The 22576-nt window shown below is 65.2% G+C and carries 19 protein-coding genes; 9 read left to right on the forward strand and 10 right to left on the reverse strand.

Annotated elements, in window-relative coordinates; all coding sequences use genetic code 11:
• Window positions 1-4: 4 nt before the first annotated feature.
• Complete coding sequence (gene rpoB, locus AC3D24_RS19060) at window positions 5-4159, reverse strand: DNA-directed RNA polymerase subunit beta (RefSeq protein ID WP_489032622.1); 4155 nt, start codon at window positions 4157-4159, stop codon at window positions 5-7.
• Window positions 4160-4531: 372 nt separating this feature from the next.
• Here rpoB and AC3D24_RS19065 point away from each other — a divergent pair, with 372 nt between their 5' ends.
• A complete protein-coding gene (locus AC3D24_RS19065) occupies window positions 4532-5014 on the forward strand; it encodes a hypothetical protein (protein ID WP_489032623.1) in 483 nt (160 codons plus the stop codon).
• 203 nt (window positions 5015-5217) lie between these two features.
• Here AC3D24_RS19065 and AC3D24_RS19070 read toward each other — a convergent pair whose 3' ends face one another.
• Entirely contained in the window at window positions 5218-5964 is a 747-nt protein-coding gene (locus AC3D24_RS19070; RefSeq protein WP_489032624.1) for a M15 family metallopeptidase, read from the reverse strand.
• Window positions 5965-6012: 48 nt separating this feature from the next.
• On the opposite strand from AC3D24_RS19070, the gene AC3D24_RS19075 reads away from it, so the two are divergent.
• The 4 genes from AC3D24_RS19075 to AC3D24_RS19090 all read left to right on the forward strand — a co-directional run bounded on the left by AC3D24_RS19075 (window position 6013) and on the right by AC3D24_RS19090 (window position 9084).
• Window positions 6013-6732 carry an RluA family pseudouridine synthase gene (locus tag AC3D24_RS19075; protein ID WP_489032625.1) on the forward strand — a complete coding sequence of 240 codons (720 nt, stop codon included), beginning with the start codon at window positions 6013-6015 and terminating at the stop codon, window positions 6730-6732.
• 14 nt (window positions 6733-6746) lie between these two features.
• Complete coding sequence (gene arfB, locus AC3D24_RS19080; RefSeq protein WP_093399511.1) at window positions 6747-7172, forward strand: alternative ribosome rescue aminoacyl-tRNA hydrolase ArfB; 426 nt, start codon at window positions 6747-6749, stop codon at window positions 7170-7172.
• 180 nt (window positions 7173-7352) lie between these two features.
• A complete protein-coding gene (locus tag AC3D24_RS19085) occupies window positions 7353-7844 on the forward strand; it encodes a GAF domain-containing protein (protein WP_489032626.1) in 492 nt (163 codons plus the stop codon).
• Between the two features lie 118 nt (window positions 7845-7962).
• Window positions 7963-9084: an RcnB family protein gene (locus AC3D24_RS19090; protein WP_489032627.1), complete on the forward strand. Its 1122-nt coding sequence runs from the start codon at window positions 7963-7965 to the stop codon at window positions 9082-9084.
• A 7-nt stretch (window positions 9085-9091) separates the two neighbouring features.
• Here the strand turns inward: AC3D24_RS19090 and AC3D24_RS19095 are convergent, their stop codons facing one another.
• The 5 genes from AC3D24_RS19095 to AC3D24_RS19115 form a co-directional block, all read right to left on the reverse strand.
• Window positions 9092-10516: a hypothetical protein gene (locus AC3D24_RS19095; protein WP_489032628.1), complete on the reverse strand. Its 1425-nt coding sequence runs from the start codon at window positions 10514-10516 to the stop codon at window positions 9092-9094.
• Window positions 10517-10960: 444 nt separating this feature from the next.
• The gene (gene lpdA, locus AC3D24_RS19100; RefSeq protein ID WP_489032629.1) at window positions 10961-12355 is read right to left on the reverse strand and encodes a dihydrolipoyl dehydrogenase; all 1395 of its coding nucleotides are present in this window, start codon (window positions 12353-12355) and stop codon (window positions 10961-10963) included.
• 16 nt (window positions 12356-12371) lie between these two features.
• On the reverse strand, window positions 12372-12713 hold the full coding sequence (locus tag AC3D24_RS19105; RefSeq protein ID WP_489033237.1) for an acyl-CoA thioesterase: 342 nt from the start codon (window positions 12711-12713) through the stop codon (window positions 12372-12374).
• A 44-nt stretch (window positions 12714-12757) separates the two neighbouring features.
• Window positions 12758-12982 carry a hypothetical protein gene (locus tag AC3D24_RS19110; RefSeq protein ID WP_489032630.1) on the reverse strand — a complete coding sequence of 75 codons (225 nt, stop codon included), beginning with the start codon at window positions 12980-12982 and terminating at the stop codon, window positions 12758-12760.
• Window positions 12983-13116: 134 nt separating this feature from the next.
• Window positions 13117-14460: a pyruvate dehydrogenase complex dihydrolipoamide acetyltransferase gene (locus AC3D24_RS19115; protein ID WP_489032631.1), complete on the reverse strand. Its 1344-nt coding sequence runs from the start codon at window positions 14458-14460 to the stop codon at window positions 13117-13119.
• 181 nt (window positions 14461-14641) lie between these two features.
• Here AC3D24_RS19115 and AC3D24_RS19120 point away from each other — a divergent pair, with 181 nt between their 5' ends.
• The gene (locus AC3D24_RS19120; protein ID WP_489032632.1) at window positions 14642-15097 is read left to right on the forward strand and encodes a universal stress protein; all 456 of its coding nucleotides are present in this window, start codon (window positions 14642-14644) and stop codon (window positions 15095-15097) included.
• 24 nt (window positions 15098-15121) lie between these two features.
• Here AC3D24_RS19120 and AC3D24_RS19125 read toward each other — a convergent pair whose 3' ends face one another.
• The 3 genes from AC3D24_RS19125 to AC3D24_RS19135 all read right to left on the reverse strand — a co-directional run bounded on the left by AC3D24_RS19125 (window position 15122) and on the right by AC3D24_RS19135 (window position 20242).
• A complete protein-coding gene (locus tag AC3D24_RS19125; protein ID WP_489032633.1) occupies window positions 15122-15838 on the reverse strand; it encodes a hypothetical protein in 717 nt (238 codons plus the stop codon).
• A gap of 160 nt (window positions 15839-15998) precedes the next feature.
• Window positions 15999-18323, reverse strand: a complete 2325-nt coding sequence (locus AC3D24_RS19130; protein WP_489033239.1) for a putative bifunctional diguanylate cyclase/phosphodiesterase — start codon at window positions 18321-18323, stop codon at window positions 15999-16001.
• Window positions 18324-18478: 155 nt separating this feature from the next.
• Entirely contained in the window at window positions 18479-20242 is a 1764-nt protein-coding gene (locus AC3D24_RS19135; protein WP_489032634.1) for a fatty acyl-AMP ligase, read from the reverse strand.
• Window positions 20243-20411: 169 nt separating this feature from the next.
• Here AC3D24_RS19135 and AC3D24_RS19140 point away from each other — a divergent pair, with 169 nt between their 5' ends.
• The 3 genes from AC3D24_RS19140 (at window position 20412) to AC3D24_RS19150 (ending at window position 22136) form a co-directional block, all read left to right on the forward strand.
• On the forward strand, window positions 20412-20975 hold the full coding sequence (locus AC3D24_RS19140; RefSeq protein WP_489032635.1) for a regulatory protein RecX: 564 nt from the start codon (window positions 20412-20414) through the stop codon (window positions 20973-20975).
• A gap of 64 nt (window positions 20976-21039) precedes the next feature.
• Window positions 21040-21642, forward strand: a complete 603-nt coding sequence (locus AC3D24_RS19145) for a cold-shock protein (RefSeq protein ID WP_489032636.1) — start codon at window positions 21040-21042, stop codon at window positions 21640-21642.
• A 68-nt stretch (window positions 21643-21710) separates the two neighbouring features.
• The gene (locus tag AC3D24_RS19150) at window positions 21711-22136 is read left to right on the forward strand and encodes a DUF192 domain-containing protein (RefSeq protein ID WP_489033241.1); all 426 of its coding nucleotides are present in this window, start codon (window positions 21711-21713) and stop codon (window positions 22134-22136) included.
• The last annotated feature ends 440 nt before the right edge of the window (window positions 22137-22576 follow it).

Below are 22576 nucleotides of genomic sequence, written 5' to 3' on the forward strand. Positions count from 1 at the left end.
AAATTCACTCCGCCGCGATCTGGATGCCGTCGCTGTCGAAGCCGGGCTCCGACTGCTTCAGGTCCACATTCAGGCCGAGCGAGCGCATTTCCTTGACGAGCACGTTGAAGCTCTCCGGGATGCCGGCCTCGAACGTGTCGTCGCCCTTGACGATCGCCTCGTAGACCTTGGTGCGGCCGACCACGTCATCGGACTTCACCGTCAGCATTTCCTGCAAGGTATACGCCGCGCCGTAGGCCTGAAGTGCCCAGACCTCCATCTCGCCGAAGCGCTGCCCACCGAACTGCGCCTTACCACCCAGCGGCTGCTGCGTGACGAGGCTGTACGGCCCGATCGACCGTGCGTGGATCTTGTCGTCGACCAGATGGTGAAGCTTCAGCATGTAGATGTAGCCCACCGTCACCTTGCGATCGAACTGATCGCCGGTGCGGCCGTCGAACAGGTCCGACTGACCCGACGTGTCGAGGCCCGCCAGCGCCAGCATCGCCGAGACGTCGGCTTCGCGGGCACCATCGAACACCGGCGTCGCCATCGGCACGCCGCCCTTCAGGTTCTTGGCGAGCTCGACGATCTCGTCACCCGTGCGGGCGTCGATCTCGGCGTGATACTGCTCGCCGTACACCGTCTTGAGGCGATCGCGGACCGCCTCCGGCATCGCACCCGGCTTGGCGTCCGGATTCTCTTCACGCCACGTCTCGAGAGCCGCGGTGATCGACTGACCCAGGCCACGTGCAGCCCAGCCCAGATGCGTCTCGAAGATCTGCCCGACGTTCATGCGGCTCGGCACGCCCAGCGGGTTGAGCACGATATCGACCGGCGTACCGTCGGCGAGGAACGGCATGTCCTCCGCCGGCAGGATGCGGCTGATGACGCCCTTGTTACCGTGACGGCCGGCCATCTTGTCGCCCGGCTGCAGCTTGCGCTTCACCGCAACGAACACCTTGACCATCTTCAGCACGCCCGGCGACAGCTCGTCACCACGCTCCAGCTTCTCGCGACGATCGTGGAACTTGTCCGTGATCAGCTTGGCTGCATCGTCGTACTGGATCTTGACCGCTTCCAGATCGCTCTGGACCTTGTCGTCGGCGACCGCGAACTTCCACCACTCGTGGCGGTCGACGCTGTCGAGTAGATCCATGTCGATCACGACGCCCTTCTTGACGCCCTTCGGCGCCGAGGTGGCGGTCTGGTCGAGCAGCATCTCGCGAAGACGCGACCAGGTCGCACGGTTCAGGATCGAACGCTCGTCGTCCGAATCCTTCTTCAGGCGCTCGATCTCCTCGCGCTCGATCGCCATCGCGCGCTCGTCCTTGTCGATGCCGTGACGGTTGAAGACGCGAACGTCGACGACCGTACCCGACACGCCCGGTGGCAGGCGAAGCGACGTATCGCGCACGTCGCTGGCCTTCTCGCCGAAGATCGCACGGAGAAGCTTCTCCTCCGGCGTCATCGGCGATTCACCCTTCGGCGTGATCTTGCCGGCGAGGATATCGCCCGGCTCGACCTCTGCACCGATGTAGACGATGCCCGCCTCGTCGAGGTTGCGAAGCGCTTCCTCGCCGACGTTCGGGATGTCGCGCGTGATGTCCTCAGGTCCGAGCTTGGTATCGCGAGCCATCACCTCGAACTCGTCGATATGGATCGACGTGAACACGTCGTCCTTCACGATCCGCTCGGAGATCAGGATCGAATCCTCGTAGTTGTAGCCGTTCCACGGCATGAACGCGACGAGGCTGTTGCGACCCAGCGCCAGCTCGCCGAACTCGGTCGACGGGCCGTCGGCGAGCACGTCGCCGGCACGGACCGCATCGCCCACCTTCACCAGCGGACGCTGGTTGATGCAGGTCGACTGGTTCGAGCGCTGGAACTTCATCAGCGTGTAGATGTCGACGCCCGACTTGCCGGCATCGATCTCGCCGGTCGCCCGGATCACGATACGCGCCGCGTCGACCTGATCGACGATGCCCGCACGCTTTGCCGAGATCGCGGCCCCTGAGTCACGCGCAACCGTCTCTTCCATGCCGGTGCCGACGAACGGCGCCTCGGCCTGGACGAGCGGCACGGCCTGACGCTGCATGTTCGAGCCCATCAGCGCGCGGTTGGCGTCATCGTTTTCCAGGAACGGAATGAGCGATGCGGCGACCGAGACGAGCTGCTTTGGCGAAACGTCCATCAACGTGATGTTGTCGGGGAGCGCCATCAGGAATTCGCCAGCCTGACGCGACGACACCAGTTCCTCGACGAAGCCGTTCGACGAATCGAGCTCGGCGTTGGCCTGCGCGATCGTGTGCTTGGCCTCTTCCATTGCCGACAAATAGACGACGTCGTCGGTGACCTTGTGGTCGACGACCTTGCGGTACGGGGTCTCGATGAAGCCGTACTTGTTGACGCGCGAGAAGCTGGCGAGCGAGTTGATCAGACCGATGTTCGGGCCTTCCGGCGTCTCGATCGGGCAGATGCGGCCATAGTGCGTCGGATGAACGTCGCGGACTTCGAAGCCAGCGCGCTCACGCGTCAGACCACCTGGTCCAAGTGCCGACACGCGACGCTTGTGGGTGACTTCCGACAGCGGGTTCGTCTGATCCATGAACTGCGACAGCTGCGACGAGCCGAAGAATTCGCGGACCGCGGCAACCGCAGGCTTCGCGTTGATCAGGTCGTTCGGCATGACGGTCGAGACGTCGACCGACGACATGCGCTCCTTCACGGCGCGCTCCATGCGGAGCAGGCCGACGCGGTACTGGTTCTCGAGCAGCTCGCCGACCGAACGGACACGACGGTTACCGAGGTTGTCGATATCGTCGATTTCGCCCTTGCCATCCTTGAGGTTCACGAGCGTCTTGATGACCTCGAGAATGTCCTCGGTGCGCAGCGTCGTCACGGTGTCCTCGACGTCGAGGTCGAGACGCATGTTGAGCTTCACGCGGCCGACGGCCGACAGGTCGTAGCGATCCGGATCGAAGAACAGACCCGAGAACAATGCCTCTGCAGTCTCCAGCGTCGGCGGCTCGCCGGGACGCATTACGCGGTAGATGTCGGACAGCGCCTGCTCGCGCTCCTCGGCCTTGTCGACCTTCAGCGTGTTGCGGATCCAAGGACCTGTCGCGACGTGATCGATGTCGAGCAGGTCGAGACGCTCGATGCCTGCCTGGTCGAGCAGTTCGAGGTTCTCGGCGGTCACTTCGTCACCGGCTTCGATGTAGATGCGGCCGGTCGACTCGTCGATCAGGTCGTAGGCCGAATAACGGCCGAAGATTTCCTCGGTCGGGATCAGCAGGTCGGTGAGGCCGTCCTTGAACGCCTTGTTCGCAGCGCGGGGGCTGATCTTCTGGCCGTTCGGAAACACGACTTCGCCGGTCTTCGCATCGACGATGTCGAACATCGGCTTCTGGCCACGCCAGTTCTCGACCTGGAACGGAACGATCCAGCCACCCTGGCCGCGGACGAACGTCACGCGGTTGTAGAAATAGTTGAGGATCTCTTCCGACGTCATGCCGAGCGCATAGAGCAGCGCCGTGACGGGCAGCTTGCGCTTGCGATCGATGCGGACGTTGACGATGTCCTTTGCGTCGAACTCGAAATCGAGCCACGAACCGCGATACGGGATCACGCGCGCGGCGAACAGATACTTGCCCGACGCGTGCGTCTTGCCGCGATCGTGATCGAACAGCACGCCCGGCGAACGGTGCATCTGCGAAACGATGACGCGCTCGGTGCCGTTGATGAAGAAGGTGCCGTTCTCGGTCATGAGCGGCATGTCGCCCATGTACACGTCCTGCTCCTTGATATCGATGACCGACTTGGCCTCGGTATCGGGATCGACCTCGAACGCGGTCAGGCGCAGCGTGACGCGCATCGGCGCGGCGTAGGTGATCCCGCGCTGGCGGCATTCCTCGACGTCGAACTTCGGCGGCTCAAGGACGTAGTCGTCGAAATCGAGATAGGCGGTGCCGGCGAAATCCTGGATCGGGAACACGCTGCGCAGCGTCTTCTCGAGACCCGAGACGTGGCCGATCGACTTGTCGGAGCGCAGGAACTGCTCATAGCTCTCGCGCTGGACTTCGATCAGGTTCGGCATCTGCACGACTTCGTGGATGTTGCCGAAAACCTTGCGGATACGGCGCTTAGCAGTGCCGTGGTCGATCGCCTTGGAAGCCATAGGTTTTGTTTCGCCCTATAAAAACTGACGGATCAGTCGTAATTTCGTGCTTGGGAACCCCCAAGCGGGACGCACGTTCACGCAAAAAGGCCGCGCGCATCAGGTGCGGCGGCTCTCAGCGTATGAAACCTCGGTATCCAATACGATCGACACGCTGCGCGACGGCATGTCATTTCCCGGATGCTGTGGTGAGATGCGGATATAGGCGTGGCACGGCGTTATGTCAAAGGGTGCCGTGATAGGTCGTTGCGACGGGTTGTTGGGTTGTTTCGGCACTCCGTCGATGGCCGATCAACTATATCCCGGTGCGGCGTCGGGCCGGTAATGCGATCGCAGGGCGACGTCTAACATGGATGAGGACTGGACGGCGAAATGAGCGAGAATTTCGACATGCGGGTAATGACCGAAGAGGATCGCGCGAATTGGTCGCGACTGATCGACGATCACGAGCGGATCGCCAACCAGTGCGTCGCGCTCGCCATGATGGCGCAGGAGCCGAGCACGCAAAGCATGGCCGCGTCGCGCAAGCTGATCGAGCTTGCCGTTTCGGTTGCCGATCATCTCGGTGTCGAGGACGAAGTGATCGATCGCACCGCGGTCGCGATGGGCGCACGCTATTCGGCTGATACGATCGCGATGATGGCAGAGGATCTCGACATCCTGCGGTCCGACTGGAAGACGTTCATCGCCCGCTGGTTGCCGATCATCATGCCCAACGACTGGCAGGCATTTGGCGAGCAGGCGGATTCGATGCTCGATCGGCTGGCGACCCAGGTGAAGCTCGAAACCGAGATATTGTACGACAACGCGCTGCGCGACGGCGTGGTGCGACCCGGCGCACCCGTGCTGCACTGATTGGTGGCCTTGCAGCCAATCGGATCGTCACTCTCAGGCGCCTTCCCAAAATCAACCACCCCGGCGAAGGCCGGGGCCCAATTGGTAAGGTGGTAGTAAGGGAGCGCCGCACTACGTCGTCGGCGTCCCCCAATTGGGCCCCGGCCCTCGCCGGGGTGGTGCCGTCGCTAGCGATGTGCGTTGCTACGAGGCGTTTACGTCAACTACCGTCGCTTCTTCTTCGACGGCACGACCACAACCGGCGCCACCGGCACCGGCGGTTGCACCGTCACCTTCACGACCAGCGGCAACACCCCCGGATCCGCCGGATACTCCCGCCGACCCCGCGCGAACACGAACCGGGCCTTCGCCGCCCCAGGCGCACTCTCGCTCGCGCCGACCCAGCGCCAGTGCCACGGCTCCCACTTCACATGCTGCTTGTTCCCACCGGGAAAGCTCTGCTCGAACCCGAACCGCGGGGCGTTCAGCCGCAGCCAGCGCGCCGCAGGCGTAGCGGCCATGCAGGCCTCCGCATCGGGACATCCGTTCGCAGGACGCACCGCAAAATCCAGCGCGTAGCCGGTCGAATGCTCGCTATACCCCGGCGGCGCGACCGAGATCGCGCGGTCGGCCGGGCTGCTCGTCTCGCCGCGACAGAAAACGTTGCGCTGACGGGCGATCGACCGCTGGCACGACAACGCGCGGAGTTGACCCATTACCGAAGGATCGCCCTGCGCGGCCGCAAATAGCCGCAACAGATCGGGCAAGATGTCGGCGCGCACCACGCAAGGGTTGCCCACAGAATAGGCCGAAGGCAGCGTGACGAGTTCGCTTTCGGGCGCGTCGCCATACGGCAAATGCCCGAACGCGCGCCCGTCGGAGGAGATCGCCGCGCTTTGCCCCTCGCACAACTGGGCCTCCGCCACGGTCGGGGCGAACAGGAGTGCGAGAGCCAGTGTGCGGTGCAACATCGACGCGGGCTCTGGCACGCAGGCGCTAATGATGGCAAGGGCGGCGCCATGCATGGTGAACGCGTACTCTTCCTCGACGGCGAGGCCCTGGTGATCGACAAGCCCGCAGGGCTGCCGGTCGATCCGCCCCGCGATGGCTCGCTGAGCCTCGAAAATCATCTCGAAAGCCTGAAGTTCGGCTTCCAGCGTTGGCCCAAGGCCGTGCACCGGCTCGACCGCGACACGAGCGGCTGCCTGCTCCTGTCACGCAATCCCAAGGCGCATGCCCGGTTGCAGCAGGCGTTCGAGCAGGGCCTCGTCTCGAAACGCTACGTCGCGTTGCTCGACGGCGTGGTCGAAGGCACGTCCGGCCTGATCGAGATGGCGCTCGGCAAGGTCAGCACTGCCGAGACAGGCTGGCGGATGGTCGAGGATCCGAACGGCAAGAAATCGCGCACCAACTGGCGTGTGCTCGAGATCAAGGACGGGCGTTCGCTGGTCGAGTTCCTCCCCGAGACCGGCCGCACGCATCAGATCCGCGTCCACGCCGCGAGTGGCCTCGGCGCACCGGTGGTCGGCGACGGCGTGTACGGCAAGGCGGACGGGCTCGGCATGATGCTCCACGCGCAACGTCTGATCGTGCCGCGCCCGGGCAAGCCCGATGTGCTCGCCGAAGCGCCATTGCCCGAGCGGTTCGCCAAGGCGGGGTTCGCAGATGAGGCTGCTCCGGTTGCCGGCGTCGCTCCGGCTGCCGATGCGGTAACGACGCCCGACTCCGCCGACGACTGAGCGGGCAGGGGCCGATGGTCGCGATCCCGATCACCCGATCGATCTCGATCGACGACAGCGAGCTGATCGAGAGCACGACGCGCTCGGGCGGTCCCGGCGGTCAGCACGTCAACACCACGGACAGCGCGGTGATCCTGCGCTTCGACGTCGGCCTCTCGCCCGGCCTACCGCTGGCGGTGAAGAACCGCATCGCCGTGCTGGCCGGATCGCGCCTCACCCGCGACGGTGTGCTGGTGCTACGCAGCGAAGGCTCACGCTCGCAACTGCTCAACCGCCAGGAAGTCCGCGAACGCCTCGTCGCGCTGATCAAGGAAGCCACGATCGTCCCCAAGGCACGCCGCGCGACCAAGCCGTCCAAGGCGGCAAAGGCAAGGCGGGTCGATACGAAGAAGGTGCGGAGCGGCGTGAAAGCGGGGCGGGGGAAGGTCCGCGACGATTGAGGATCGCTGCCCGGCCATCCCTCCTCCCGGCTATCCCGTCGCAAAGCCCGTCACCCCAGCGAAAGCTGGGGTATCCTTGAGGAACGGGCAGCGGGCGCCAACATGGAGAGCCCAGCTTTCGCTGGGATGACGGATTTTGAAGCGTGCTAGTTCCATCAAGATGCCGACCAAGGAAGACTCATGTACCAGTTCGACATTGCCGCCGGCACCAAAGCCGATCTCTACCGCGATCTTCTCGCCGCACTCGACGCGCTGACCGCGGACGAGCGCGATCCGATCGCCAACATGGCCAATGCCGCGGCGCTCGTATGGGAATATCTGCCCGACCTGAACTGGGCGGGGTTCTACCGGCTGGTGCCCGACGCGCACGGGGGCGAACTCGTGCTCGGGCCGTTCCAGGGCAAGGTCGCCTGCATCCGCATCGCCGTCGGCAAGGGCGTCTGCGGTGCCGCCGCCGCGACGCTGACGACGCAGCTGGTCGAGGACGTGCATGCGTTCCCGGGGCATATCGCCTGCGATGCCGCGAGCCGATCGGAACTGGTGGTGCCGGTGATGAAGGACAATACCCTGATCGCGGTACTCGATCTCGACAGCCCGGAACCGGCACGGTTCGACGCCGAGGACGCGGCGGGGTGCGAGGCGCTGGCGGCGATGCTTGGCCAGCGGCTTTAAGACTCGATCCATTTCGGGACAGCACGATCGCTGGAGACTCCCTCGCAGCTTTGGTAAGCAACGCGTTAAGACATCCTGCGTTTGCGCGGGATAGGGCGGCGAAACCAGGGAGACGGACATGCGGGGCTTTTTGATCGCGGGCGCAGGGCTAGCGCTGGCAAGCGGTGGTGCAGCGGACGCGCAGCAGCAGCCGGGCGCGAGTTACGGCGTACCCGGCGCGGTGATGCAGGCCCCGATGGCGAACCCCCGGCGCCCCGGTCCGATCGCCGCCAGTCCACCCGTGATCCATACTTCATCGCAGCCAACAGGCGTCCAACAGGCAGGCGGTCGCCGCCCGCCACGCTGGGGCAGCAAGATCGGTGGTCGCTGGTGGGGCGGTGCCAATGCTCCCGGCGGCTGGGCCGGATACCGTGCCCCGCACCGCGGTTGGGCGGTGCCGGGCTATTGGAACGCGCCGCGCTTTTATGTCGGGGACTGGTCGAATTACGGTCTCCCGCAACCGCCGCAGGGATATAATTGGGCGCGCTATTATGATGACGCGGTGCTGATCGATTCACGCGGATCGGTCTTCGATACCGCGAGCGATATCGACTGGGATCGCTATGATTCGGGTGGCTACGCGTCGATCAGTCCGCGCGATTATGCGACCAACGACTCAGTCTATGGTGGGCCGAGCGAGCGCGGCTATGCGCCGCCTCACGACGATCGCCCTCCCTATGACGATCGCCGCCCGCCGCGGCATGATAATGGTCTGGGCGGTGCAGCGATCGGTGCGGTTGCCGGCGGGGTTGCGGGCAACGTGATCGCCGGGCGCGGCAACCGCCTTGGCGGCACGCTGATCGGCGCGGGCGTCGGCGCGGCGGCCGGCTATGCGATCGACAAGCACGAGGATCGCGGACGTCGTACGCCGCCGGTTTCGGGATATGGCGCAGGCTATCCGCCACCGCCTGCCTACGCCGCGGATTATGCATCGCCGCCGCCCGCTTATCCCCACGATTATCCGGTGCAGCCCTATGGTGGGGATAACCGGCAACTACGCAATTATACAGTTGCGCCCGGTGGCAGCTGGGTCTCCCCGGACGGCGTGACGACAGTGACGACCACGGGCGGCAGCGCGTACCCGGCCAGCTCGACGACGGTGATCGTGCAGTCCGTGCCGGTGACGACGACGACCACCACGACCACCGAATATTATGACGCCGTGTCGTATCCGCGCAGGAAAGTCCGTCGGCGGCGGTAAGCGCGCTTTAGCCGAGCATGCCGGCGTAGGTCTGTGGCGGCAGTGGCAGGGCGACGCGCGCTGCCACGCCGGTGACGATCACTAGCAGGAGAGCCGCCGCCCCGGTTACTAGAGTTCGCCGCGGTGGGGCCCGGTCCGCAAGCAGGACCGTAGCCACCGCGGTCGCGATCATCGGCCACAAGTGGTAGCGCAGGTCCGAGGCGATGCTGAGGGCCGCGAAACTGGCCTCCAGCGCCAGCGCGGATACCAGCAGCGCGGTTGCAACGGGACGGATCGCATCGCGCGGGCGTGCCATGCAGGCGGCCAGCGCAGTAATCGCCACGATAATCCAGGCGATCGGCCAGCCGAGTGGTGTCTCGACGATCACGGCGGTCAGGTGTTCCCAGGCGCCAGCGGCGGCGTTGGGACTGCCGAGGTCGATCGTGTTGGGCTCCGACGCTACGGGCGGTGCGGCGCTCGGCCAGCGGAACGGGACGAGCCAGCGATCGGTCGAGTTCAGATGCGCCATGCGATGGGTCACATAGGCGATCGGGTGATGCAGGGCGGCGGACGCAAGCGTGACGTAGAGGGTTGCGGTCGGCAGCATTTTCAGGCGCGCCATCGTCGTTCCGCAGTGCGCGTCGTCGCCAAGCGGATCCCAGAAGAATGGCTTTGCGCAATGGCGGGCGATCACCGTGGCGGATTCGGCCTGTGTCAGGCCCGTGGTGTCACCGTTCGGTGTGCGGGCGGCGATGCCGGCGATGTCGTACAGCGCTTGGGTCGCCTCGACACCGCTGCGTTGCGCGTGGAGCAGCTGATGGTTCACGATCGGTGCGATACCCAGAATGGCGATGATCGCGGCGAGCCCGGTGGTAAGTTTGGCGAACGGATGGGCGGGGCGGGGGGCAAGGGTTACCACCAGTGGGACGACGATGAAGACGGCGTTCGCGCGGACAAGGACCGCATAGGCCAGCAGCAGTATTACCGGGAGCGCCATCGCGCGGGGCAGGGGGCGGCCAGCGAGGCGCCACCAGCTGACGATGCCGATCGCCGCGAGCAATGCGCCGACGAGCTGTGCGTCCTTCAGTACGACGCCCTGCCAGCCGAGGAACGGCGGCAGCGCGCCGGTGACGAGGATCGCGAGCGCGCTACGGCTGCGTCCGGTGCGGGCTAGAACGCCGGCGATCAGACCGAGGCCGAGCCAATAGGTGGCGAGTTGCAGGACCAGCATCGGCGTCGCGCCGGGGGCTAACGGCGCCAGCAACGCCCAGACCCGCGCCATCGCCGGGGGATGCCAGTCGTCGTACATGCCCGACAGAACCTGACGATATTGCGCGACGGTGTCGTACATCGCGATGCCAGGCCAGAAGAGCGCGAGCGAGGCGAGACAGAGTGCGGCTGCGATGACGAGGGGCGCGCTCGGGGTAGAGCTTGGCACGGGGTCGATCGACATTCGCGGGTCCTGCACCTGGTTTGGCGTAGGGCTGCGCGTGCCCCGCTGAATGCCGGTTCCGAAGGCTTATCTTGCCCTTTCGACAGGCTCCGGGGTCGCGGTCAAGTGCATTAGGGCCGAACCGAGACGGTTTGTGTCGTGGGTTGGCGGGTTGGTTGTGGATGGAGACATGAGGTGGAGGACGCCAGTCGGCACTCCGACCGAGCATTATCCGCACAGACCGAAACCCTATGCTCAAGGGTTCGGGATCTCATCGCGATGTCAGCGACTATGGATCCCCGCTTCTGCGAGACCCAAGGTTGAGATCTAAGGTTCGAGGATGGCCACCTTGGGAGGACAGCCTTTGTCTGACGAGGGTACGGGGAAGGAATACTTCCGTCCGGTGTCCTGCCCCTCCGTCGCCTTTGGCGCCACCTCCCCCTTGCGGGGGAGGATAGGTGGCTCTCAGTAGTGGATCGCCCGACCGTAGGCGGCCAGCACGCTCTCGTGCATCATTTCGGACAGCGTCGGATGCGCGAACACCGTTTCCATCAGCTCGGCCTCGGTCGTCTCGAGCTGGCGCGCGACGACATAGCCCTGGATCAGCTCGGTGACTTCCGCGCCGACCATGTGCGCGCCGAGCAGCTCGCCCGTCTTTGCGTCGAACACCGTCTTCACGAAGCCCTCCGCCTCGCCCAGCGCGATCGCCTTGCCGTTGCCGATGAAGGGGAATTTGCCGACCTTCAGCTCGTAGCCCGCTTCCTTCGCCTTCGCCTCGGTCATGCCGACGCTTGCCACCTGCGGGCGCGAATAGGTGCAGCCGGGGATGTTGGCCTTGTCCATCTGGTGCGGCGAACCGCCGGCGATCTTCTCGACCGCGATGATGCCTTCATGGCTGGCCTTGTGTGCCAACCACGGCGCGCCGGTGACGTCACCGATCGCCCAGATGCCGTCGACGTTGGTCCGGCCATAGCCGTCGGTCTTGATGTGGCCGCGGTCGGTTTCGATCCCCAATGCCTCAAGCCCAATATTCTCGGTGTTGGGGACGATGCCGATCGCGATGATCGCGTGGCTGAAGGTCTCTTCCGAAACCTTGCCGTCCTTCGCCTTGATCTTGGCCGTGACGCCGTTCGCCGAGGGTGCGAGACCTTCGAGGCCGGTCTGGGTCAGCAGCTTGATGCCCTGCTTCGACAGCGCCTTGTCCATGAACGCAGAGACTTCCTCGTCCTCGACGGGGAGGATCCGCGGGAGCATTTCGACGATCGTCACGTCGGCGCCCATGTCGTTGTAGAAGCTGGCGAACTCGACGCCGATCGCGCCCGAGCCGATGACCAGCAGCTTGGTCGGCATCTCGGTCGGGACCATCGCATGGCGATAGGTCCAGATCCGCTCGCCGTCAGCCTTGGCAAACGGCAGGTCACGCGCGCGCGCGCCGGTAGCGACGATGATGTTCTTGGCTTCCAGCTCGACCGTCTTGTCGCCCTGCTTGACCGAGAGCTTGCCCTTCGCCGTAACCGTGCCGACGCCTTCGACGACGGTCACCTTGTTCTTCTTCATCAGGCCTTTGACGCCCGCGTTCAGCTGGCCCGCGACCTTGCGCGAGCGGTCGACGATCTTGGCGAGGTCGAACCCGACATTGTCAGCCTTGAGGCCGTAGCTCTCGGCGTTCTGCATGTAATGATAGATTTCAGAGGTACGGAGCAGCGCCTTGGTCGGGATACAGCCCCAGTTGAGGCAGATGCCGCCCAGCCGCTCGCGCTCGACGATCGCGACCTTCAGGCCGAGTTGCGACGCGCGGATCGCGGCGACGTAGCCGCCGGGGCCCGAGCCGAGGATGACGAGATCATAGGTATCAGCCACGGTAGAGTCCTTCGATTCAGTTGGTTTCGGGCGGCACGGGCCGCGGTTTGCGGTCGTCGCCGACCGCCACGAAGATAAAACGCGCCTGCGTCACTTTGCAGCTGTCGTTGCTGTGGCGCGCGCGGCGCCACGCCTCGACCTCGATCGTCATCGACGTACGGCCGACGCTCACGAGTTCGGCATAGACGGACACCTCGTCACCGACGACGACCGGCATGTGGAATTTCATCGCATCCGCCGCAATGGTGACGGCGCGGCCGCCGCTGCGACGGGACGCGACCGAGCCGGCGGCAAGATCCATCTGGCCCATCAGCCAGCCGCCGAAGATGTCACCATACGGATTCGCGTCGGCGGGCATCGCGGTGACGCGGATCGTAGGAGCCTTTTCGGGCGGGAGGTCGGTCAAGCTTTACTCTCTCGAAATTTGCCGTGGGTCTGGCGGTCGAGACGGCGCGCGCGCCGCAGCGGACGGATGCCCATCGCGACGGTCGCGACCATCGCGGCGCCGCCGCACCACCAGATCACGTCCCACGCCAGCGGATACGACCACGCCGCCGCCCAGGTCATCGCCACCGCCGCCGCGAGCCCTGCGAGAATATGCAGGATCTCGATGGTGGTCTGCTTCATATCGAGCACCCCCCTAAACCGTTCGTGCCGAGCGCAGTCGAGGTACATGAGTCTCATGCCCCCTTCGGCGAAGCTCAGGACAGGCTTCGACTTCGCTCAGGACGAACGGGGTAGGGGAGGCGCTCGTCACGATCTTAAGCCAGCATGCCCAGCGGGTTCTCGACGAGATGCTTGAACGCCTTCATGAACTGCGCGCCGTCGGCACCGTCGATAGCGCGGTGATCGAAGCTGCCGGTCGCCGACATCACGGTCGCCACGGTCAGTTCGTCGCCGACCACGTACGGACGCTTCTCGCCAGCGCCGACTGCCAGGATCATCGCCTGCGGAGGATTGATGACCGCGTCGAACTGCGTGATGCCGAACATGCCCATGTTGCTGATCGAGGCGGTGCCGCCCTGATATTCCTCGGGCTTCAGCTTGCCATCGCGGGCACGGCCCGCAAGGTCCTTCATCTGCGTCGAGATCGACGACAGCGAGGCAGTGTCGGCGCCGACGATGATCGGCGTGATCAGGCCCGATGGCGTGCTGACAGCCACCGAGATGTCGGCACGCTGGAAGGTGATCAGCTGGTCGGGCGTGAACATCACGTTGCAGGTCGGGACCTGCATGAGCGCGACGGCCTGCGCCTTGATCAGCAGGTCGTTGACCGAAAGCTTCACGCCGCGTGCTTCGAGGCTCTTGTTCAACTCTCCACGTAGCTTGAGCAGCGCATCGAGGCGGATGTTCACGGTGAGGTAGATGTGCGGAACGGTCTGCTTCGACTCGGTCAGGCGCCGCGCGATCGTTTTCCGCACGTTGCTGAGCTTGGTCGCCTCATGCGGGATGTCCGGCACGGTCGCAGGCTTTGCGGCAGGGGCGGGGGCCGCAGCGGCAGTCGGCGCAGCAGCTTCGGTCTTCGCGGCAGCGGGAGCCGCACCTGGCTTGGCGCTGTCGACGTCGGCCTTGACGATGCGACCCTTTGGCCCCGACCCCGACACGGCGCCGAGATCGATACCCTTGTCGGCGGCAAGGCGGCGGGCGAGCGGGCTCGCCTTCACGCGGTCACCCGACGAGGCCGGGCCGGCATCCGCGGGGCGACCGTGATCCTCAGCCGAAGCCTCGGTGCGCGGTGCAGGCTTGGCCTCGCTACCGGTGTCGTTCGGATCCTTGGGATCGGGCTTGGCTTCCGATTCCTTCGCGGCCGGCTCGGGCGTCTCGCTCTTGGTAGGAGCCGACGAGACCGACGATGCGTCCTCGCCCTCTTCCGCGATGATCGCGATGACGGTGCCGACCTTCACGTTGTCGGTACCCTCGGCGACGAGGATCTTGACCACGGTGCCTTCGTCGACGGCTTCGAATTCCATAGTCGCCTTGTCGGTCTCGATCTCGGCCATCAGGTCGCCCGATTTCACGACGTCGCCCTCCTTGATCAACCATTTGGCGAGGGTACCCTCCTCCATGGTCGGGGACAGCGCAGGCATCTTGATCTCGATCGACATGGATTTCCCCAGGGCGTGACGTAACGGCATGCCTACTCGCGCCCTCGTCCGCTCGGGTCAACCCTTGCGGTCGCGAGTGCGCCCGAAACCTACCTGAAACCTACCTCGAAGCCTCCATGGAAGGCACGGTCTTGCGTCGCGCCCGGCATCGGGCCACCTACGGACGATAACGGGGGCGAACATGCGTATCTATCTGGTGGTGATCGACGACAGTCCGGAAGCCGGGATCGCGCTGCGCTTTGCCGCACGGCGCGCGGTGAAGACCGGCGGCGGTGTCGAGATCCTGACGGTTATTCCGCCACAGGAGTTCATCGCGTTCGGCGGCGTCCAGGCGACGATCGAGGAAGAGGCGCGGTTGCATGCCGAGGGTCTCGTGGCCGGCGCGGCGGGGACGTTGATCGAGGAATCGGGACTGCGCCCATCGATTACCGTGCGGGAAGGCGAGGGACCGAAGATCATTCGGGAAATGATCGAGGCCAACCCCGATATCGCGGCACTGGTCCTGGGCGCGGCGGCGAGCGGCGCACCGGGCGAACTCATCGCGCATTTCACCGGCGCCGATGCCGGTGCGCTGCCGGTGCCGGTGATGATCATTCCCGGTTCGCTGACACGCGAGGCGATCGACCGGCTGAGCTGATCGACAGGCTCTGCACCGGTGGGCTCAGGCTACGCCCGCGACGGTCCGTTGATCGAGCAGCCGCTCGACGCGGTCGATCCCCGTTTGGGTAAGTTGCAGCGCATCGACGCCGGGGTGCAGCGGTTCGAGCAGGCGCTTCGACTGGAGAACCCGAACCCAGCGGCCGACGACCGGGCCCGACAGGTGCAGATCGTCGACCATGGTCGTGACCGTCGCGATCCGGCTCTCGGCCTCGGCGACATACACCAGCAGCAGCATCCTCCAGGCATGATCCGCGCATAGGTCCGCGCCCAGTACCGCATCGCGCGCGCGGGACACCGCGAGCAGGTCCTTGGCTCGACGCCACAGGTCGTGGGGACTGGTATCGGAACCCGGATACCCGGCACTTCTTAGCGCGATGTTCGTGCAACCAGGGCTGGACTGTGCTTCGCGGGGTTCGATCGTGGACAGTGTTCCGACCAGATACCCCGATTCGCTATCGCCCAGGCGCGAGACTTCGACATCCAGCGCGACCACGCCACCTTCGCCGTCGATATAGCGCTTCCTGATCCGAGTGGCACCACTGTTTGGCCGCAATGCAGCAACGTGACTGAGGTTGCGTGCCAGATCGGCGGCATGCGTAATAGCAGTATACGATATGCCAACTAACTGTTTCTGGGTGCGCTGCAACATCGTTGCGACGGGCTCGTCTATGGCCAATATTACGCCGTGGGCGGTCGATACGGAATGGCCGATAATCATGGGATATCCCTGTTAGCGGGAAGCATCTTTGATATATCTATGATTAAGTCTAGAACATGGATCAATAGTAAACAGATTTGTTGCCTCTGATCACCAAATGTATTTTCCGATGCTCGGCAATATTTACCATCTTTTTTGGATGTATGCGTTCCCAAGCCGATCAGGCGGCGGCCGATTTTTTCCAGCCGCGGTCCGCCAGCGCGCGCGCTTCGGCGACGGGCATCGGGCGTCCGAAATAGAATCCCTGCGCCTTGCTGCAGCCCAGTTCCTGCACCACGCGGTGTTCTGCCTCCGTCTCGACGCCCTCGGCCGTCGTCGCCATGTCAAGGCTCTTTGCGAGCGCGATAACCGCCCGCATGATCGCGACAGCCTCCCGCACGTCCTTCGCCGCATCGCGGACGAAACTGCGGTCGATCTTGATCGTCGAGAATCGCGTGCGGCTGAGATAGCCGAGCGAGGAATAGCCGGTGCCGAAATCGTCCAGGCTGAGGCGCACGCCGAGATCGAGAATGCGTTCGAGTACTTTGACCGCCACCAGCCCTTCGTGCAGGAACACGCTCTCGGTCACCTCGATCTCCAGGCGTTCGGCGGACAGGCCCGTAGTCGCCAGCGCCGAGGCGACCGTCGTGACGAATTCGGGGTTCTGTAGCTGGTCTGCAGAGACGTTCACCGCGATGCGTATGTCCGAGGGCCATTTCGCCGCCTCTTCGCACGCGGTCCGCAATACCCAGGCGCCGATCGGGGCGATCAGCCGCGTTTCTTCGGCGAGCGGGATGAACTTGGTCGGCGAAACACTGCCGAATTCGGCGCTCGTCCAGCGCAGTAGCGCCTCGAACCCCCGTAGATACCCGGTGTCGGCATCGACGACGGGTTGATAGTCGAGATGCATCTCCCCCTTCTCGACCGCGCCGCGTAGCGCCATTTCGAGCACCCGCCGCTCTTCGGCCTGGACGTGGAGTTCGGGTTCATAGGTGCGGAACACGCCGCGGCCGGCGTCCTTGGCGCGGTACAAGGCGAGATCCGCCGAGCGGACCAGCATTTCGGCGGTGCGCCCATCGCGCGGGCCGATCGCCAGGCCGATGCTCGCGCCGATATAGAGCGTGTGCGCGTCGATCTCGTACGGGAGCGAGAGTGATTCGATGATCCGCTGTGCCAGTCGCTCTATCGCACGAGAATCGGTCGCGTCGCGGACCACGACGGCGAACTCGTCGCCGCCGAGGCGTCCACACATCTCGTTGGCGCTCATCAACTGGTTGAGGCGTTCGGATACGCGACCGAGCAGGCGGTCGCCGATCGGATGGCCAAGCGTGTCGTTGACCGCCTTGAACCGGTCGAGGTCGAGCATCATGAAGGCGTAGCGCGCGCCCAGCTTGTCGGCGTCGGTCATCGTCCGGACGAGCGTTTCGTTGACCATCAGCCGGTTCGGCAGGCCGGTCAGCGTGTCGAACCGCGCCATCCGGTTGATCTTGTCCGCCGAGGCGCGCTGTTCGGTGACATCGGAGCCGACCCCGCGAAAGCCGCAGAACTGGCCGCGGCTGTCGAACCGGGGCGAGGCGGCGATCTCCCACCAGCGATCCTCGCCGCGGACGTGCACGGGCAGGCGCAGGTCGCGGAAACTGTCACGGCGTTTCAGCTTGTCCGCCAGCGTGCGCAGCCCGGCTGAAAAGCTGCCGGTTTCCCAACTCGATCCGGCGAGCACCTGCAGCAACGGCATGCCTTCGACGGTAAGGGGATCGAGTCCGCAGGCATGGGCGAAGCGCTGGCTGGCCCTGATGATGCGACGCGTGGCATCGGTTTCCCAAAGCCAGTCCGACCCGGCATCTTCGAACTCGCGCAGCAACAGGCTGACGGTCTCGTCCCGTTCGGCGAGCGCGATCTCCGCGGCGTGGATCGCGACCAGTGCGCTGGCGCGGTTGAGGCACACGATTGTCAACAGCGCGGTGAACAGCAGCACCCCGCCTGCCGCCGCTAACGTGCCGGCGAAGGTGAGTTGGATGGCTATGGCCATACCGAGATAACTGATAAATACGAGCGTCGCCAACGCGAGCGGCGCCATCGTCAGCGCGGCGGCGACCATCAGGATGCCCAGCGTGATGCCCAGCCCCGCGGTCGTTCCGGACGGCGCGTGCGTGCAGAAGAACACCGGTACCGTCGACCATGCCAAAGCGAGCGCCAGCCCCTCCCACAACGTACCGCGAACCTCGCCCGGAGTCGCATAGCCGGCGCCGTCCCGCTCCACGGCAAGCCGGCGGAAGCTGACCGCGACCGCGACCGCACCGACCAGCGCCGCCCAGCAGGCAAGCTGCCATACCGGAACGATCGTCCGCAGCAGAAACGCCGTCGCCAGAGTCGCCAGCGCGTTCGCCGCGAGCAGGAGCAGCGCCATGCGTCGTCCGGCATAAAGCTGTGCGGCACGAATCCGTCCCCACACCGCAGGATCCGCCCCGTCGCGGAATCCCAGCAGCGTGGGAATGTCGAGCGCCATGCGGCTCGAGACGGAAGGCGGTGTCGTGCTCACGCCACGATCGTTAAAGCACGATAGTTAGCAGATCGTTCGTGATCCGCCGAAATGGATCTATTTATTACGGTTTATGAGGATATCGTGCGCGAATTCCCGCCTTCGCGCATCGATCCGGTCGTTCAGGCCGCGATATCGTACGGTTTGATATCGCCGCTGAGATACAGGTTGCGCGCCTTCGCCCGGCTGAGCTTGCCCGACGACGTGCGCGGCAAAGTGCGCGGCGGGATCAGTTCGATCACGCAGTTCATGCCGGTCACCGACCGCACCCGCTCGCGGATCTCGTCGCGCAGGCGCAGGCGCTCGGCATCGTCCAGGCTGCGGCACTGGACCAGCACGGCAGGCGTCTCCTCGCCCCCGGGCGTGGTGATCGCGAAGGCGGCGATGTCACCGGCCTTGAAGCCGGGAAGCTGTTCGACGGCCCATTCGATGTCCTGTGGCCAGTGATTCTTGCCGTTGACGATGATCATGTCCTTGGCGCGGCCGACGATGTAGATGTAGCCGTCCGACATATAGCCCATGTCGCCGGTATCGAGCCAACCATCGGCCATGCAGGCCTCGGTCGCCGCGTCGTCGCGGAAATAGCCGACCATCACCGACTTGCCGCTGCACCAGACCTTGCCGATCGCGCGATCGGGGAGGGGCGTGCCGTCCTCTTCGCGGATCTCGATCTTCATGTCGCGGACCGGCTTGCCGCAGTTGACGATCGCGCGATAACGCTGCGGGCGATCCCCGCCGCGCGAGCCGCCCGAAAGCTGGGTTTCCTCGACGAGTTCGACGCGGATGCCTTCGCCCGGCGGCATAAGCGAGACCGCGAGCGTCGCCTCGGCGAGGCCGTAGCTCGGCAGGAAAGCGGTCGCCTTGAAGCCCGCATCGGCGAACGCATCGACGAACGACTGCATCACGTCGGGGCGGATCATGTCGGCACCGTTGCCGGCGACGCGCCAGCGCGACAGGTCGAAACGGTCGCTCGCCTTGGTCTGCGATGACATGCGGCGCGCGCAGATGTCATAGCCGAAGGTCGGCGAATAGCTGAGCGTCGTGCCCGTGTTGCGGCTGATGAGATCGAGCCAGGCGAGCGGACGGCGCGCGAAATCCTCGGTCTTCAGGTAATCGGTCGAGACCTGGTTGGCGATCGGCGACAGGAAGCAGCCGACGAGGCCCATGTCGTGATACCAGGGCAGCCACGAGACGCAGCGATCGGTGTCGCAGACTTCCATGCCGTGACTGTGCGCGGCGAGGTTGTTGAGCAACGCCTCGTGCGTGATGACCACGCCGTGCGGGAAACGGGTCGAGCCGCTGGAATATTGCAGATAGGCGATGTCGTCGGGCTTTGCTTCGGGCAGCGTCGCGACGGGCGCGTCCTGCGCGGCGAACTCGGACCAGTCGATGCCGACGGTGCCGGACAGGCGCGCGGCTTCGCCGGCCATCTGCGCGAGCTCGGGCGGGAAGATCAGCATCTTGGGATCGCAGCTCGACAGCTGAACGCGGAGCTGTTCGATGTACGAATCGCGGCCGCCGAACGAGGTCGGCAGCGGCAGTGGCACGGGCCATGCGCCGGCATAGACGACGCCGAAGAACAATGCGGCGAACTCGGGACCGGTCTCGGCGACCAGCGCGATGCGGTCGGCGGGGGCGACGCCGGCGGCAATCAGGCGATCGGCCATAGCGCGGGCGTCGGTGCGGAGTTGCGCATAGGGGTAAGGCTGCGACAGGGTGCCGCGCGCGTCGTGGAAGTTCAGGCCGCGCGTGCCGGACGCTGCGTAGTCGAGCGCCTCGCCGAGCGTGCCGAAGTCGGCGAAGCGGCGCGGCAGGGCGTCCTCGGTCGGCGTCGCGACGATCGTCGCCGCGGTCTGGCCGTCCTTCTGAAGCGTCTCTGTCGTCATCGCAGTTCCTGTCTCTGGCGTCGTGCCCCGCATGGCGGCCGAACGCACCACACCTATCTCTAGTCTAGCCGTTCAATTTCGGGTGTCAGTGTGGCACAATGATGGCGTGTCAGATGATGACGACCCCGAACGCGCGACAGAGCGCCCCGCTAGCCGCGGGAAAGAGCGTGTGGCTGGGCGTACGGGCGGGCGAAAAGCCGAGCGCGCGCCGCTCAAGCCACTCGATGCGGCTGCGTTGGAGCGGATGGCGCTGCGCTATGTCGAGCGGTTCGCGACGACCCGAGGGCGATTGACCGATTATCTCACGCGGAAAATCCGCGAGCGGGGCTGGGACGGGGGATCCTTCGCGGCGCTGGCCGAGCCTGGGGAGCTGGCGCAGCGAATGGCCGATCTGGGCTATGTCGACGACCGTGCCTTTGCCGAACAGCGTGCTGCTGCGATGCAGCGCCGGGGCCTGGGTGCACGACGCGTCGCGGGAGCGTTTCGCGAGGCGCGGATCGACGACGGCGATGCGGAATCGGTTGCACCGGCGATCGCCGATCGTGCGGTCGAATCGGCGCTTGCCTTCGCGCGGCGCAAGCGCATCGGCCCTTACGGAAACGGCGAGGGTGACCGTAAGCTGCATGAAAAACAGCTCGCGGCGATGCTGCGCGCGGGTCACCGGTTCGACCTGGCGCGTAAAATTGTTGCTGCAGCGCCGTCCGACAGCCCCGAATCGATCGATTTCGAATAGGCAGCGTAACGGATTCATTGCGACTGCGACGAAGCGTGCTAGCTAGGCGTCCAGGGGTGTAACGATGCGTAACGACACGCGGCAGGGGGCTGACATGCCGGTCGAGACCGGACCGACGATTTTGAACGTGGACGGCGGCGGTGAAGGCGGCGCGGACGTGCGTGCGATCGGCGGCGTGATCAAATGGTTCGACGTTACGCGGGGCTTCGGATTCGCGGTCGCGGACGACGAGAGTGTCGGCGACATCCTGGTCCATTTCTCGGTGCTGCAGGCGCATGGTCGCCGCAGCCTGCCCGAAGGCGCGCGGGTCGAGACGCTGTCGGTGCAGCGCGGCCGCGGGTTCCAGGCGCGCGAGATCGTTTCGATCGACATGACCAACGCGATCGAAGAGCCGGTTCGCGCGCCGTCGTCGCCGGACCGGATCGATCCGATCGCGATGATCGATGCCGCCGGACCGTTCGAGGCGGCCTCGGTCAAATGGTTCAACCGTTTGAAAGGCTATGGTTTCCTGGTACGGGGCGCCGATGGCAGCGACATCTTCGTGCACATGGAAACGCTGCGTCGGGCCGGGATCGAATCGGTCGAGCCCGATCAGCGATTGCGCGCGCGCGTCGTCGATGGACGTAAGGGGCCGCTCGCCGTTGCGGTCGAAGAGGATCTGGGATGACGTTCGTGATGAAGGCCGTGTTGGCCGGTGTGCTGGCGCTGGGCGTTGGCGTCGGGGGTGTCGCGTACATGCGTAGCGGCGACGAGACCGAGGCGGCGCCCGTCGCCACGCTGCCGCTGACGATCAAGAGCGCGAACGGGACGCATGCGTTCACGGTCGAGCGCGCCAAGACGCAGGACGAGCAGGCACGCGGGCTGATGTATCGCACCGACCTGAAGCGGGATGGCGGCATGCTGTTCTGGCCGTATCCGCCGACCGGTGGCGCGCCGGTGGATGCGAACTTCTGGATGAAGAACACGCCGAGTTCGCTGGATATCGTCTATATTCGCGCCGACGGGACGATCGCGCGGATTGCGGAGAATGCCGTGCCGTTCTCGGAAGCGCCGATTCCCTCGGGGGAGCCGGTGGGGGCGGTGCTGGAGCTGATGGGCGGGCGGTCTGCGGAACTGGGCATAGCCGAGGGTGATCTGGTGACGTGGGACAAGGCGAAGTAGGCGCGCGAACCGTTCGATCAATGACACCACCCCGGCGATATACATCGCCCGTGACATCCACCTCCCGTACTTGGTCCTGAATGGCCGTAACTTGCTCCTGAATGGCATCTTCCGAACACGCACCGCCCCGGCGAAGGCCGGGGTCCAATTGGGAAGGTCGCTGTAATGGCGGACAGCGCTTCGTTAGCGACGTCCCCCAATTGGGCCCCGGCCTTCGCCGGGGTGGAATATGTGGCTATCGCCGTCTCCAGCCAAGTGTTTCCCCGCGAAGGCGGGGATCCAGACTGAGCTCCCGCCTGCCCGGGAGAACAAGCGGGGCTGCATCCAAGGCATAACGAACGCCTCAAAGACGAACCTCCCCGATCCTCCTCCTGGCGGGGGAGGATCAGGTCTTCGCGACGCCTTCTCCAACGATCGAGGTTGAAGCCCGCCCTTACTCG

The sequence above is a fragment of the Sphingomonas sp. SL1004 genome (assembly GCF_057815015.1).